Source organism: Xanthomonas sacchari (genome assembly GCF_024266585.1).
In the GTDB taxonomy this organism is placed as follows: domain Bacteria; phylum Pseudomonadota; class Gammaproteobacteria; order Xanthomonadales; family Xanthomonadaceae; genus Xanthomonas_A; species Xanthomonas_A sacchari_C.
The window spans coordinates 4,488,334-4,501,665 of the sequence record NZ_CP100647.1; the positions used below are offsets into that span (position 1 = coordinate 4,488,334).

Consider the following 13,332-nt stretch of genomic DNA (forward strand, 5'->3'; position numbering starts at 1 on the left):
CTCAGATCTCCGCCGCCAGCTCGTCGAGCAGCGCCTTGTGGGCGTTGGCGTCGATTTCGCGCTTGAGCAGCTTCTCGGCGCCGCTCACCGCCAGCAGCGACACCTGGCGACGCAGGTCCTCGCGCGCGCGGTTGGCCGCGGCATCGATCTCGGCCTGGGCCAGTTCCTTCTGCCGGTTGGCTTCGACGATCGCCTCGTGCTTGGCCGCCTCGACGATCTGGTTGGCGCGCGCATGGGCCTGGTCGATGATCTCGTTGGCCTTGATGCGGGCGTCCTTCAACGCTTCGTTGACCTTTTCCTGCGCCTGCGCCAGGTCCTTCTGGCTGCGATCGGCCGCGGCCAGGCCTTCGGCGATCTTCTGTTGGCGCTCTTCGATGGCCTGCATCAACGGCGGCCAGATCTTGGTCGCGACGATCCAGATCAGACCGGCGAACGCCAGCGCCTGGGCAAAGAGGGTGAGACCGATATTCATGGGGTACGCTCAGCCAATGGTGACGGGGTGGACGCGCCGCCAGCACGGCGGCACGTCCGAACCTTCATCCGTAGCGGCGGCCGCCTGCGGCGACCGCACGCCGGTACGACGGGATCAACCGCCCTGCGGCAGACGCGCGACGAACTCGCCGATCATCGGGTTGGCGAACGCGAACAGCAGGCCGACCGCGACGCTGATGATGAACGCGGCGTCGATCAGGCCGGCGGTGATGAACATGCGGACCTGCAGCACCGGGATCAGTTCCGGCTGGCGCGCGGCCGATTCCAGGAACTTGCCGGCCATGATGGCCAGACCGAGGCCGGCGCCCAGCGCGGCCAGGCCGATCATGATGCCGACGGCGAGGACGGTGGAGCTCTGGACTTGGGCGAGGTTGGTCAGGACGGCGAAGTACATGGTTTTCTCCAGGAACAAAGTTGCTTGAGGATGGTGAATCGAACGAAGGGTTGCTTAGAACATGTGAAACAGAAACGTCAGTGGCTGTCTTCCGCCAGGCTCAGGTACACGATGGACAGCATCATGAAAATGAACGCCTGCAGCGGAATCACCAGCAGGTGGAACAGCATCCAGCCGAAGCCGAACGCGCCGCCGGCCAGCGCACCGAGGATGCCGGCACCGCCCAGCACCCAGATCAGCAGGAACACGATCTCGCCGCCGAACATGTTGCCGAACAGTCGCATCGCCAGCGACACCGGCTTGCTCAGCCATTCGACGATATTGAGGATCAGGTTGAACGGCAGCATCCACTTGCCGAACGGCGCGGTGAGGAATTCCTTGGTCATCCCGCCCACGCCCTTGGAGCGCAGCGAGAAGAACAGCATCAGGAAGAACACGCTGATCGACATGCCCAGGGTGGCGTTGACGTCGGCGGTCGGCACCGGCTTCCAGAAGTGCACGCCGACCCAGCTCAGCGGGATCGCGAGGAAGTCCGCCGGGATCATCTTGATGAGGTTCATCAACAGGATCCAGAAGAACAGGGTGATCGCGATCGGGGTCACCAGCTTGCTGGTGCCGTGGTAGGTGTCCTTGGCCTGGCGGTCGACGAACTCCAGCAGGATCTCCACGAACGCCTGCCACTTGCCGGGCACGCCGGCAGTGGCCTTGCGCGTGGCCAGCCAGAAGCCGAACACCATCAGCAGGCCCATCAGCAGCGACATCACCAGGGTGTCGACGTGCAATTGCCAGAACCCGCCTTCCTGCACCTGGAAAGTGAGGTTCTTGAGGTGATGCTGGATGTAGGAGGTAGGGGTTAGTGCCTCGCCCGCCATGAGTCCTGAGCCTTTTCTTGATTCGATCAACGCCTGGCCAGAGCCAGAACCTGGAACATCAGCCCGACGGCGATACCCGCCAACAGGGCCAGAGGAGGCAACCGCCACCAGGCAAAGCCCAGCGCCAGTACCGCGAACACCAACACCCACTTCAGCACCATGGCCACGATCAACCGCGCCAGCGCCGAACCTGCCGCCTGCACGCCGCCATTGAGCGCGGTGCGTGCGGCCAGCCATCCCCCTGCCACGGTCGCCAGCCCGGTCGCGGCGGCGCCCATCGCGTACTTCGGTCCCAGCAGCAGGAACAGCAGGGACACCACGGCCACCGCCACCAGCGGGTAAATCGCTGCGCGCAGCATCAGCCGCCGACCCGCATCAACGGAGTTCAGCACAGAAAATCCTGCAATTGGTGGTGGAGTGAGGACGACTTCGCGTCCGTCGAGCCGCGGAATTATAGCAATGGGACAATTTGCGAGACAACCGCCAAGGGTCCTGAGGGCGTCCGGATCCCGGTCCGCACGTAGACGATAGCACGGCCGCACCCCGCCACCGGCCTCGAATGCGGCAATGCAGCACGTCTTTGCGTGGGAACTTTTTGTCCAGCACGCTGTCCGATTGGACAGGGACTGCGCCCATCCTCGTCGGCCTATCGCGCAGCCCCACCGAGCCCCGGTCCTTCCGGGGCTTTTTTCGTGGCGCGTTTTGGGACAGACGTGGCGGCCCGGACCACCATACTTTCACGAATGGTGGACGCAAATTTAAGGATAGTGGCGGCACGCGCTGGCATTGCCATCGACGCCCCATCCAAAAAATCCCAAGACGACGGAGCTTGTCCCCGATGAAACACCTGCTTGCCCTTGCGCTGCCGTGCGCGCTCGCCGCCGCTTACGCCCTGCCCGCGCACGCCGAAGACGGCGACGACCGCTTCACCCTGCGCGTGGGCGCGATGAACGTCGACAACGACAACACCCTGCGCGGCAACGCCGTGATCAATGGCAACGCCGTGTCCGGCGCGCAGGACTTCAACTTCGGCGGCAAGGAATGGGAGCCGCGCGTGGACGGCGTGTTCCGCCTGAGCACCCGCCAGCGCCTGATCTTCGACTACTTCAAGTTCGACAAGGACCGCCGCGAGGAACTGGGCCAGGACGTCAGCTTCGGCGGCGTGACCGTGCCGACCGGCAGCTTCGTCAAGGGCGAGCTGAAGTACCAGGTGGCCAGCCTGGTGTACGACTACTCGGTGATCGACAACCCGCAGTTCAGCATGGGCCTGCAGATCGGTGCCGAGTGGGCAAAGGTGGAGTCCAATGCCTACGCCGACCTGGGCCCGGTCTACACCGGCACCTTCCTGGACGAGAGCGAGGACGGCGCCGCGCCGGTGGTCGGCGTGCGCTTCACCGCGCACCCGAGCGAGCACTGGCTGTTCAACATCCAGGGCCAGTACCTGAACACCAAGTGGGGCGATTTCGGCGACTACGACGGCGACCTGAGCCGCGCCAACGCCATCGTCGAGTACCGCTTTACCCGCAACTTCGGCATCTTCGCCGGCTACGACTGGTTCAAGCTGGACGTGGACCGCAAGCGCGACAACGCCAGCATCGGCCTGAAGCAGGAGTTCAAGGGCCCGGTCGCCGGCGTGACCTTCGCGTTCTGATGCGTTCGGGTCCCGGGACCCGGGACCCGCGCGGCTTCATGCAGAACCCCGCAGCGATGCGGGGTTCTGTCGTTTTAGGGCAGGTGGTAGATGCACGACGCGACCGACGCCAGCACGCGCTCACGGCGGCTTGGTCGCACCGGCCACCAGCAGATTCCGGTGGAGGGTGCAGTAGCACTCGTCGTGCCAGCCGTAGTGCGGATCGGTGCAGATCGCGTGCTGCACCGCCGCCGGCAGCGACGCCACGTCGCTGCGCAAGTCGCGCTTCAGCGATACGAAGACCGAGCCCGGATGCGGCCAGTCGGTGCGGCGCGGCGGCTCGGCAATGCGGTTGCCGCCGGCCAGTTCGCGCTGCAGCAGCGCCTGCAGCTCGGGACACAGGCTGGCCTGCCCCACCTCGACCTCCATGCGTCGGTTCACCACGGCCGCGACCGCACCGCACACGGCGGCACGGTCGCGCCGGGCGGCGTCACTTCTTCTTGGGGATGTACAGGTCGGTGATGGTGCCGTCGTAGATCTCGGCGCTCATGCCCACCGACTCGCTCAGGGTCGGATGCGCGTGGATGGTGTGGCCGATGTCCTCGGCCTCCGCGCCCATCTCGATCGCCAGGCCGATCTCGGCCAGCAGGTCGCCGGCGTGCACACCGACGATCGCGCCGCCGATGACCCGGTGCGTCTGCTCGTCGAAGATCAGCTTGGTGAAGCCCTCGGTGCGGCCGATGCCGATGGCGCGGCCGCTGGCCGCCCACGGGAACTTGGCCACGCCGACCTTCAGCCCCTTGGCCTTGGCCTCGGTCTCGGTGACGCCGACCCAGGCGATTTCCGGGTTGGTGTAGGCCACCGACGGAATCACCCGCGCCACCCACTCCTTCTTCTCGCCGGCCGCCACTTCGGCGGCCAGCTTGCCCTCGTGGGTCGCCTTGTGCGCCAGCATCGGGTTCCCGACGATGTCGCCGATGGCGAAGATGTGCGGCACGTTGGTGCGCATCTGCCGGTCGACCGGAATGAAGCCGCGCTCGGTGACGTTGATGCCGGCCTTGTCGGCGCCGATCTTCTTGCCGTTGGGCGCACGGCCCACCGCGACCAGCACGCGGTCGTAGGTGGTGGCGGCCAGCGCCGGCGTTTCGCCCGCGGTGGCGGCTTCGAAGGACACGGTGATGCCCTTCTTGTCGGCCCTGACCTCGGCCGCCTTGGTCTTGAGATGGACCTCCACGCCCTGCTTCTTCAGGCGGTCGGCCAGCGGCTTGACCAGGTCCTTGTCGGCGCCCGGCATCAGCTGGTCCATGAACTCGACCACGGTCACCTTGCTGCCCAGCGCGCCGTACACGGTGGCCATTTCCAGGCCGATGATGCCGCCGCCGACCACCAGCAGGGTCTTGGGGATCTCCTGCAGCTCCAGCGCGTCGGTGGAGTCCATCACCCGCGGGTCGTCCCACGGGAAGTTCGGCAGCTTCACCGCCTGCGACCCGGCGGCGACGATGCACTGCTCGAAGCGCAGCAGCTGGGTCTTGCCGTCGGCGCCGACGACCTCTAGTTCGTTGGCCGAAACGAAGCTGGCTACGCCGGTGACGGTGCGCACCTTGCGCTGCTTGGCCATGCCGGCCAGACCGCTGGTGAGCTTGCCGACCACCTTCTCCTTGTACTCGCGCAGCTTGTCCAGGGTGATCTTCGGCTTGCCGAAGTCCACGCCGAAGTCGCCGGCATGGGCGACCTCGTCGATCACCGCGGCCGCGTGCAGCAGCGCCTTGGACGGGATGCAGCCGACGTTGAGGCAGACGCCGCCGAGGCTGGCGTAGCGCTCGATCAACACCGTGTCCAGGCCCAGGTCGGCGGCGCGGAACGCGGCGGTGTAGCCGCCGGGGCCGGCGCCGAGCACCACGATCTTGCATTCGATGTCGGCGGGCTTGCCGCTGGCCAGGGCCGGCTTCGGCGCCGGCGGCTCGGCCGGCGCACGGTGCGACGGCGCCACCGGCGGCTTGCTGGCCGGCACCTCGGCCGGCGCCGCGGCGGGCGCGCCTGCGGCGGCGCCGTCGGCGGTCTCCAGCAGCGCGATCACCGCGCCCTCGGACAGGGTGTCGCCGAGCTTGACCTTCAGCTCCTTGATCACGCCGGCAGCCGCGGACGGCACTTCCAGCGTGGCCTTGTCCGACTCCAGCGTCACCAGGCCCTGGTCCTTCTTCACCGTGTCGCCGACGGCGACCAGCACCTCGATGACCGGAACGTCGCTGTAGTCGCCGATATCCGGGACCTTGACCTCAATGACCGCCATGCAGCTTCTCCTGTGGCCCCTCGCCGCGGCGAGGGGCGTTTGCAGTTCGTCGGCGCGGCCGCGCAAACAGGCGGCGCGCGCAGGTGGGGGAAAACCGGCGCCGCGACGGACGCGGCGCCGTGACGACAGGGCTTACAGCAGCACGCGGCGCATGTCCGCCAGCACCTGGCTCAGGTAGGTGGTGAAGCGCGCCGCGGCGGCGCCGTCGATGACCCGGTGGTCGTAGCTCAGCGACAACGGCAGCAGCAGCTTCGGCGCGAATTCCTTGCCGTTCCAGACCGGCTGGATCGACGACTTGGACACGCCCAGGATCGCCACTTCCGGCGCATTGACGATCGGGGTGAAGGCGGTGCCGCCGATGCCGCCGAGCGAGCTGATCGAGAAGCAACCGCCGCTCATCTCGGCCGGGCCCAGCTTGCCGTCACGCGCCTTCTTGGCCAGCTCGCCGCTCTCGCGCGCCAGCTCGACCACGCCCTTCTTGTCCACGTCGCGGATCACCGGCACCACCAGCCCGTTCGGGGTGTCGGCGGCGAAGCCGATGTGGACGTACTTCTTCAGGGTCAGGTTCTCGCCGCTGGCGTCGAGCGAGGCGTTGAACTCGGGGAACCGCTTCAGCGCCGCGGCGCTGGCCTTGAGCAGGAAGGCGAGCATGGTCAGCTTGATGCCGGCCTTCTCGTTTTCCTTGTTCAGGGCCACGCGCAGGGCTTCCAGGTCGGTGATGTCGGCCTGCTCGAACTGGGTGACGTGCGGGATCATCGCCCAGTTGCGCGCCAGGTTGGCGCCGGAGATCTTCTTGATCCGCGACAGCGGCTTGACCTCGACCTCGCCGAACTTGGCGAAGTCCACCTTCGGCCACGGCAGCAGGTTCAGGCCGTTGCCGCCGGCGGCAGGCGCGGTACCGGCGGCGGCCGGGGCGGCGCCGGACAGCGCCGCCTTGACGTAGCGCTGCACGTCTTCCTTGGTGATGCGACCGCCGCGCTCGGAGCCGCTGACCTGGAACAGGTCCACGCCCAGCTCGCGGGCGAACACGCGCACCGCCGGGCTGGCGTAGGGCACCTTCTGCGGCAGCACGCTATCGGCGTCGAACGCCACCGGCGGGCTGCTCTGGGTCGCCGACGGCGCGGCGGCCTTGGCCGGCGCGGTCGCCTGGACCTGGGCGATCTCGCGCTGGGCCAGCTTGTCCGGCGCCGCCGAGGCCGGCACCGGCTCCACGCCGCCGCCGGTCTCGGCGCTGGGCTGGACCGCGGACGCGGCCGGTGCGTCGGCATCGCTGCCGGCCACTTCGATCAGCGCCACCACCTTGCCCTCGGACAGGCTGTCGCCGACCTTGACCTTGAGTTCCTTGACCACGCCGGCTACCGACGAGGGCACTTCCATCGTCGCCTTGTCCGACTCCAGGGTGACCAGGCCCTGGTCCTTCTTGACCGTGTCGCCGACCGCGACCAGCACTTCGATCACCGGGACGTCGCTGTAGTCGCCGATGTCCGGCACCCGCGCCTCGACCACGCCGCCAGCGGCCGGCGCCGGCTTGACCGCGTTCTGCGCGGGCGCGGCCGCCGGGGCGGCAGCCTGCTGGGCCGGCACGGACGTGGCCTTGGCGGCCGCAGGCGCGGCGGCACTGGCGCCGCCCTCGGCCACCTCGATCAGCGCCACCACCTTGCCCTCGGACAGGCTGTCGCCGACCTTGACCTTGACCTCCTTGACCACGCCGGCGAACGGCGACGGCACTTCCATCGTCGCCTTGTCCGACTCCAGCGTGACCAGACTCTGATCCTTCTTCACCGTGTCGCCGACGGCCACCAGCACTTCGATTACCGGGACGTCGCTGTAGTCACCGATATCGGGGACAAGTGCTTCCTTGATTTCGGCCATGCGGGGAACTCCGGCAACTGATGAGGGGGAAACCCCTATTGTGGCGGCCCGCAGCCGCAGCGCCAACCTTTGAAGGGCAAAAAAGCCCGATCGCCTCCGCGCGCCGGCGCGGCCGCCGGACTGTACGCCGGCGCATGTTGCGCGCCCGCCGCGCCTGACCGCCGGTGCGCCGCCTTCACGGCGCCGCCGCTAGGCTCGCCGAGATTTCCGGAGGGCACGCATGCGGATCCTGCTGCTGTTGATGGCGTTGGCGATGCCGCTGGTCGCCTGGTTCTCGCAACGCGGCGCGTTCGGCCCGACCAACGGCGCCATTTCCGACCGCTACCCCACGCTGATCGTCGCCGCCGGCTACGCCTTCGCGATCTGGGGCGTGATCTTCCTGCTCGATCTGGCCTTCGGCCTGTGGCAATGCAGCGCGCGGCGCCGCCGCGGCAGCGCGCTGGCGCAGGTGCGGGCGCCGGCGGCGCTAGGCTTTGCGCTGACCGCGGCGTGGATGCCGGTGTTCTCGCAGCAGCACTTCCTGCTGGCGCTGGCAGTGATCTGGACCGCGCTGGCGGCGACACTGCTGGCCGCGCTGCGGCTGTCGCGCGATCCGGCGGCCGAGCCCGGCCAGACCCTCTGGGCCTGGCTGCCGCTGTCGCTGCACGCCGGCTGGCTGTCGCTGGCGGCGTTCCTGAACACCGCGCAGGTGATCGTGGCCTACCGCTGGCTCTCGACCGAGCGGATGCTGCCGTGGAGCCTGGTGCTGTTCGCGCTGGCGGCGGCGCTGCTGCTGGGCATGAACCGGGCGATGCGCGGCAACCTCGCCTATGTGGCGGCGGCGCTGTGGGCGTTGGCCGCGGTCTACGTCAAACAGGCCGGCAGCACGCTCGCCGGTGCGCAGACCGCGGCATGGGTGGCCTTGCTGCTGGCCGCCGTGCTGGCGCTGCAGACCCTGTGGCTGCGCCTGCGCGTCCGGCGCTGACCCAGCGGCACCACTTCAATCGCCGGCCGCCGGCACGCCCAGCCATTGCTGCAGCGGCGACCACGCCTGCAGCAGGCGCGGCCAGGCGAAGGCGGCATTGGCCGGACTGCTGGAGGGCAGCGCCAGCAGCACCAGCGGCGGATCGCGCAACGGCAACTGCGGCTGCACGAAGCGCGCGAACGCCTGCGCCGCCGCCGCGCCGTTGCAGGCGATGGCGCGCAGCTGCGGCAACTGCGTGATGCGTTCGGGCAGGGCATTGGGGACTTCGCTGCCGCGCACGATCGCCGCGTCCAGGCTGCCGCGGCGCCGGCACTGGCCGATCACGTCCCACAGGCCGACGCCGGCCGCGTGCAGCGCCTGCAATCGCGCCGCGGCGTCCAGTGCCGGATCGAAGCCGCACAACGCTCCCATCAACGGCCAGAACCGGTTGCGCGGATGCGCGTAATAGCGCGCCTGCTGCAACGACGCCGCACCGGGCATGGAGCCGAGCAGCAGCACCCGGCAGTCGTCGCGTATCTGCGCGGGCAGGCCCTGCAACAGGGGCTGCGTCGTCACGTCGCGCGCATCTGGATGAACGGCCAAAAGTCTTAAAACCTCGTTATTTCAAGCATCCTGCGCAAGTGCCTGAACGTCGTCTGCATTCGTCCGGCGAGGGTCGGCGACGATTCATCTTCTCATCGATAGGGTGTGCGCGCCCACTCCCGTGGCCCCACAAGAAAAAGATGAGGAGATACCCCATGCGGTCCATTCAGATCCTGAGCCTGGCTGTCGTTTCCGCCCTTGCGTTTGCGCCCGCCGCATTCGCGCAGGATGGCGATACCGCGTCCGGCAAGCACTTCTCCGTCGTCGGCAGCGCGACCCTGCTCGACCCGCACTCCAAGCCGGCCGCCGGCCTCGACGTCGATGGCGGCCCGGCGCCGACCATCAGCGCCAGCTGGCTGATCGACGACAACTGGGCGGTCGAACTGTGGGGCGCTGCCGACAAGTTCAACCACCGCGTCAAGGCCGACGGCATCGGCAAGGTCGGCACCGTCGAGCAGCAGCCGATCGCGCTGAGCGGCCAGTACCACTTCGGCCAGGCGGACAATGTGTTCCGTCCGTTCGTCGGCGTCGGTTACTACGAGTCCAACTTCAGCAACGAGAAGCTGGCCGGCCTGAACCCGGATCAGCACATCAGCCTGGACACCGCCAAGGGCGCCATCGGCACCGTCGGCGTGGACATGAACATCAACTCCACCTGGTTCGCCCGTGCCGATGCGCGCTACATGCACTCGCGTCCGGAGCTGAAGGTGGCCGGCGAAGGCACCGGCGAAGACCTGAAGCTGGATCCGTGGCTGTTCAGCTTCGGCGTCGGCGCGCGCTTCTAAGCGTTCCGTCTCCAGCGCACACGCAAACGGGCCCGCAAGGGCCCGTTTGTTTTTGTGCGTGCGCTGCGCTCGCGCCTGCTCTCCAACGCCTCCGGCGGCGCGCCCGAACGAAGCGGCATCGCGCACCGCCTGCAGGCACGGCAGCGCTCAGCGCGGCGAGCGATCGAAACCGCGGTGGCGCGCGAAGCGGCGCAGGCGCCGCCGCAACAGCCAGGCGTAGGCGCAGGCGTAGCCGAGCAGCAGCGCCGCGGCGCCCAGCAGGCTGGCGTGGCTCATCCAGCCCTGGGTCGGCCATGCCGCACCATCGACCAGGCTGCGCCAGCCCTGCCACAGTCCCGCCCCGATGCGCACCGCCACCAGCGCGGTCATGCCCAGCACCAACCACAGGTTCGGCGTGTAGTGCAGCCCGTGCGGCAGCGGCTCGAAGCGGGTGCCGACGATGCCGAGCGGGCCCAGCAGCAGTCCGATGCCCCAGCCTGCCGCCGCGTACGTGGCCGCACCCGGCCACCAGTGCCCGGCGATCACGGCGAAGACCAGCAGCACCACGCTGGACAGCAGCGCCGACCACAGCTGCACCGCGACCAGCCAGCCACGCGCCTGACGCCGGGTGGTGCCCATGCGGAACCGCTGCAGCAGCGACAGCGGCAGCAGCACCGCGGTCACCGCCAGCGCGATCACGATCGCCAGCGGAATGGCCAGCAGCAGCGGCATGCGTGTGGGCCGGTCAGAACGCCGGCAGCACCGCGCCCTGGTACTTGCGCTGGATGAAGGCCTTCACTTCCGGGCTGGTCAGCGCCTTGGCCAGCTTCTGCACGCGCGGATCGTCCTTGTTGTCGGGACGCGCGACCAGGAAGTTCACGTACGGCGAGTCCTTGCTCTCGATCGCCAGCGCGTCGCGGGTCGGATTGAGCCCGGCGTCCAGCGCGTAGTTGGTGTTGATCAGCGCCAGGTCGACCTGGTCCAGCACCCGCGGCAGCATCGCCGAATCCAGTTCGCGGAACTTCAGCTGCTTGGGGTTGGCGACGATGTCGCGCTGGGTGGACAGCGCGTTGCTCGGATCCTTGAGCTTGATGACACCCGCCTTGTCGAGCAGGATCAGCGCGCGGCTGTTGTTGCTGGGGTCGTTGGGGATCACCACGTCGGCGCCCTGCGGCAGCGCGTCCAGCGACTTGTAGCGGCGCGAGTAGGCGCCGAACGGCTCGATGTGCACGCCGACCACGGTGACCAGGTTGCTCTTGCGGTCGCGGTTGTAGGCCTGCAGGTAGGGCTCGGTCTGGAAGTAGTTCACGTCGATCTGCTTCTGCACCACCTGGTCGTTGGGCTGCACGTAGTCGTTGAACACGCGCACGTCCAGGGTCACGCCCTGCTGCTCCAGCATCGGCTTGACCACCTCCAGGATCTCGGCATGCGGCACCGCGGTGGCGGCGACGCTGAGGTGGTCGCTGGCGGCACCGGCATCGGGCTTGCCGCAGGCGCCCAGGGCGAGCACGGCGCCGGCGAGCAGGAGACGGAACGGGAGTTTGGTCATGGCAGGAAATCCGCAGAGGTGGGGAAGGAGAAGGGCAACCGGCGGCGCTGCCAGCACGCTAGCAGACCCGGCTGCGGCGTGCGGCGACAGGCCCGGGATCGCGCGCGCAGGATCGGCCGCGACCACGTCTTCTCGGTGCAGCGGTCGCGGCTGACGCCGCCCCCTACGCAAACGCGCGGGGAAGCGCACGGGAGCGCACAAGAGGCAATGCGGCTCACCGCCGGCTGTAGTGCGCGACCAGGCGGTCGCCGAGCATCTGCAGCGCCTGCACCAACAGCAGCAGGATCACCACCGTCACCAGGGCCACGTCGGCATGCGAGCGCTGGTAGCCGTCGCGGTAAGCCAGGTCGCCGAGGCCGCCGGAGCCGATCGCGCCGCCCATCGCGGTGAAGCCGATCAGGGCGATGGTGGTCACCGTGGCGCCGGCGATCAGGCCCGGCCGCGCCTCCGGCAGCAGCACCCGCGTCACCAGTTGCCAGGTGGTCGCGCCCATCGCCAGGCTGGCCTCGACCACGCCGCGGTCGACTTCGCGCAGCGCGGTCTCCACCAGCCGCGCGTAGAACGGCGCCGCGCCGACCACCAGCGGCAGGATCGCGCCGCGCACGCCCAGCGAGGTGCCCATCGCCCACAGCGTCAGCGGGATCATCGCGATCATCAGGATGATGAAGGGCACCGAGCGCAGCACGTTGATGACCAGCGCCAGGCCGCTGTACAGCAGCGGCTTCTGGTGGGTCTGGCGCGGACCGGTGAGGAACAGCAGCACGCCCAGCGGCAGGCCGATCAGCAGGGTCAGCGGCAGCGAGCCGCCGAGCATCAGCAGCGTATCGACGGTAGCGCGGCCGATCTCGCTCCACTTGCCGGCATCGAGATTGCGGAAGAAGCCGGTGGCGGCGGTGGCGAAAGGCATCATCGGCGCAGTTCCTGCACATGCACGCCGGCAGCGACGAATTCGGCCTGCGCCGCATCCATGTCGCCACCGACCAGGGCCACGGTGAGCTGGCCGTAGGGGGTGTCCTTGATCCGGTCGATGCGCCCGGACAGGATGTTGTAGTCCACCGCGGTGGCGCGAGCGATGCGCCCGAGCAGCGGCGCATAGGTATCGACGCCGAGGAAGGTCAGCCGCAGGATGCGCCCCTCCACCGCGGCGAGGTCGCGGTGCAATTCGCCCTCGTCGACATGCTCGGCCTCGGAGACGAAGCGCTTGGTGGTCGGATGCCGCGGATGCAGGAACACCTCGGTGACCGGCCCGCTCTCGACCAGGCGCCCGGCATCGAGCACGGCCACGCGGTCGCAGACGCGGCGGATCACTTCCATCTCGTGGGTGATCAGCACGATGGTCAGGCCCAGCTCGCGGTTGATCTGCGCCAGTAGCGCCAGCACCGAGGCGGTGGTCTGCGGGTCCAGCGCACTGGTGGCCTCGTCGCACAGCAGGATGCGCGGGCGCGTAGCCAGGGCGCGGGCGATGCCGACGCGCTGCTTCTGCCCGCCCGACAGCTGCGCCGGGTACTTGCCGGCGTGCGCGGCCAGCCCGACCCGCGCCAGCAGCTCGGCCACCCGCGCGTCGATCTCCGCGCGCGGCGTGCCCGCCAGTTCCAGCGGGAAGGCGACGTTGCCGGCGACCGTGCGCGAGGACAGCAGGTTGAAGTGCTGGAAGATCATGCCCACGCGCTGGCGCAGCGTGCGCAGCCCGGCGCGGTCCAGCGCGGTGACGTCTTCGCCGTCGATGAGCAGGCGGCCGCCGCTGGGCTCCTCGAGCCGGTTGATCAGCCGGATCAGGGTCGACTTGCCGGCGCCGGAATGGCCGATGATGCCGAACACCTCGCCGGCGTCGATGCGCAGATCGAGCGGATGCAGCGCCACGACCGGCTGGCCGGCGACGGAATAGGACTTGTGCAGGCGCTCGAACTGGATCAACGCGCGGGA

15 protein-coding genes are annotated in these 13,332 nt (G+C 68.8%); 3 read left to right on the forward strand and 12 right to left on the reverse strand.

What is annotated here, in order from left to right:
* Position 1 precedes the first annotated feature (1 nt).
* The 4 genes from NKJ47_RS18845 to NKJ47_RS18860 all read right to left on the reverse strand — a co-directional run bounded on the left by NKJ47_RS18845 (position 2) and on the right by NKJ47_RS18860 (position 2,150).
* Positions 2–472, reverse strand: a complete 471-nt coding sequence (locus tag NKJ47_RS18845) for a F0F1 ATP synthase subunit B (protein ID WP_017910291.1) — start codon at positions 470–472, stop codon at positions 2–4.
* A 114-nt stretch (positions 473–586) separates the two neighbouring features.
* On the reverse strand, positions 587–886 hold the full coding sequence (gene atpE, locus NKJ47_RS18850; RefSeq protein WP_010340497.1) for a F0F1 ATP synthase subunit C: 300 nt from the start codon (positions 884–886) through the stop codon (positions 587–589).
* A gap of 77 nt (positions 887–963) precedes the next feature.
* The gene (gene atpB, locus NKJ47_RS18855) at positions 964–1,758 is read right to left on the reverse strand and encodes a F0F1 ATP synthase subunit A (RefSeq protein WP_254459261.1); all 795 of its coding nucleotides are present in this window, start codon (positions 1,756–1,758) and stop codon (positions 964–966) included.
* Between the two features lie 26 nt (positions 1,759–1,784).
* Complete coding sequence (locus NKJ47_RS18860) at positions 1,785–2,150, reverse strand: ATP synthase subunit I (protein WP_026143249.1); 366 nt, start codon at positions 2,148–2,150, stop codon at positions 1,785–1,787.
* A 446-nt stretch (positions 2,151–2,596) separates the two neighbouring features.
* Here NKJ47_RS18860 and NKJ47_RS18865 point away from each other — a divergent pair, with 446 nt between their 5' ends.
* On the forward strand, positions 2,597–3,409 hold the full coding sequence (locus NKJ47_RS18865) for a hypothetical protein (RefSeq protein WP_254459262.1): 813 nt from the start codon (positions 2,597–2,599) through the stop codon (positions 3,407–3,409).
* 120 nt (positions 3,410–3,529) lie between these two features.
* Here the strand turns inward: NKJ47_RS18865 and NKJ47_RS18870 are convergent, their stop codons facing one another.
* The 3 genes from NKJ47_RS18870 to aceF all read right to left on the reverse strand — a co-directional run bounded on the left by NKJ47_RS18870 (position 3,530) and on the right by aceF (position 7,550).
* Positions 3,530–3,817, reverse strand: coding sequence for a hypothetical protein (locus tag NKJ47_RS18870; protein ID WP_254461475.1), 288 nt, complete (start codon positions 3,815–3,817; stop codon positions 3,530–3,532).
* A gap of 61 nt (positions 3,818–3,878) precedes the next feature.
* Entirely contained in the window at positions 3,879–5,678 is a 1,800-nt protein-coding gene (gene lpdA / locus NKJ47_RS18875; protein ID WP_254459263.1) for a dihydrolipoyl dehydrogenase, read from the reverse strand.
* Positions 5,679–5,810: 132 nt separating this feature from the next.
* Positions 5,811–7,550 carry a dihydrolipoyllysine-residue acetyltransferase gene (gene aceF / locus NKJ47_RS18880; protein WP_254459264.1) on the reverse strand — a complete coding sequence of 580 codons (1,740 nt, stop codon included), beginning with the start codon at positions 7,548–7,550 and terminating at the stop codon, positions 5,811–5,813.
* A gap of 220 nt (positions 7,551–7,770) precedes the next feature.
* Between aceF and NKJ47_RS18885 the strand changes: the two genes are divergently transcribed.
* Positions 7,771–8,514 (forward strand): hypothetical protein, encoded by a 744-nt coding sequence (locus NKJ47_RS18885; protein ID WP_254459265.1) that lies wholly within the window; start codon positions 7,771–7,773, stop codon positions 8,512–8,514.
* Positions 8,515–8,529: 15 nt separating this feature from the next.
* Here the strand turns inward: NKJ47_RS18885 and NKJ47_RS18890 are convergent, their stop codons facing one another.
* On the reverse strand, positions 8,530–9,069 hold the full coding sequence (locus NKJ47_RS18890) for a DNA-deoxyinosine glycosylase (protein ID WP_254459266.1): 540 nt from the start codon (positions 9,067–9,069) through the stop codon (positions 8,530–8,532).
* Between the two features lie 182 nt (positions 9,070–9,251).
* Here NKJ47_RS18890 and NKJ47_RS18895 point away from each other — a divergent pair, with 182 nt between their 5' ends.
* Positions 9,252–9,881 (forward strand): OmpW/AlkL family protein, encoded by a 630-nt coding sequence (locus NKJ47_RS18895; RefSeq protein WP_254459267.1) that lies wholly within the window; start codon positions 9,252–9,254, stop codon positions 9,879–9,881.
* A 147-nt stretch (positions 9,882–10,028) separates the two neighbouring features.
* Here NKJ47_RS18895 and NKJ47_RS18900 read toward each other — a convergent pair whose 3' ends face one another.
* From NKJ47_RS18900 to NKJ47_RS18915, 4 genes are all read right to left on the reverse strand, one after another.
* A complete protein-coding gene (locus NKJ47_RS18900) occupies positions 10,029–10,592 on the reverse strand; it encodes a DUF1453 domain-containing protein (protein WP_254459268.1) in 564 nt (187 codons plus the stop codon).
* Positions 10,593–10,605: 13 nt separating this feature from the next.
* Positions 10,606–11,409, reverse strand: a complete 804-nt coding sequence (locus tag NKJ47_RS18905; protein ID WP_254459269.1) for a MetQ/NlpA family ABC transporter substrate-binding protein — start codon at positions 11,407–11,409, stop codon at positions 10,606–10,608.
* Positions 11,410–11,623: 214 nt separating this feature from the next.
* Positions 11,624–12,319 carry a methionine ABC transporter permease gene (locus NKJ47_RS18910; RefSeq protein ID WP_254459270.1) on the reverse strand — a complete coding sequence of 232 codons (696 nt, stop codon included), beginning with the start codon at positions 12,317–12,319 and terminating at the stop codon, positions 11,624–11,626.
* Positions 12,316–13,323 (reverse strand): methionine ABC transporter ATP-binding protein, encoded by a 1,008-nt coding sequence (locus tag NKJ47_RS18915; protein ID WP_254459271.1) that lies wholly within the window; start codon positions 13,321–13,323, stop codon positions 12,316–12,318. Before NKJ47_RS18915 ends, NKJ47_RS18910 begins: the two co-directional genes overlap by 4 nt.
* Positions 13,324–13,332 lie beyond the last annotated feature (9 nt).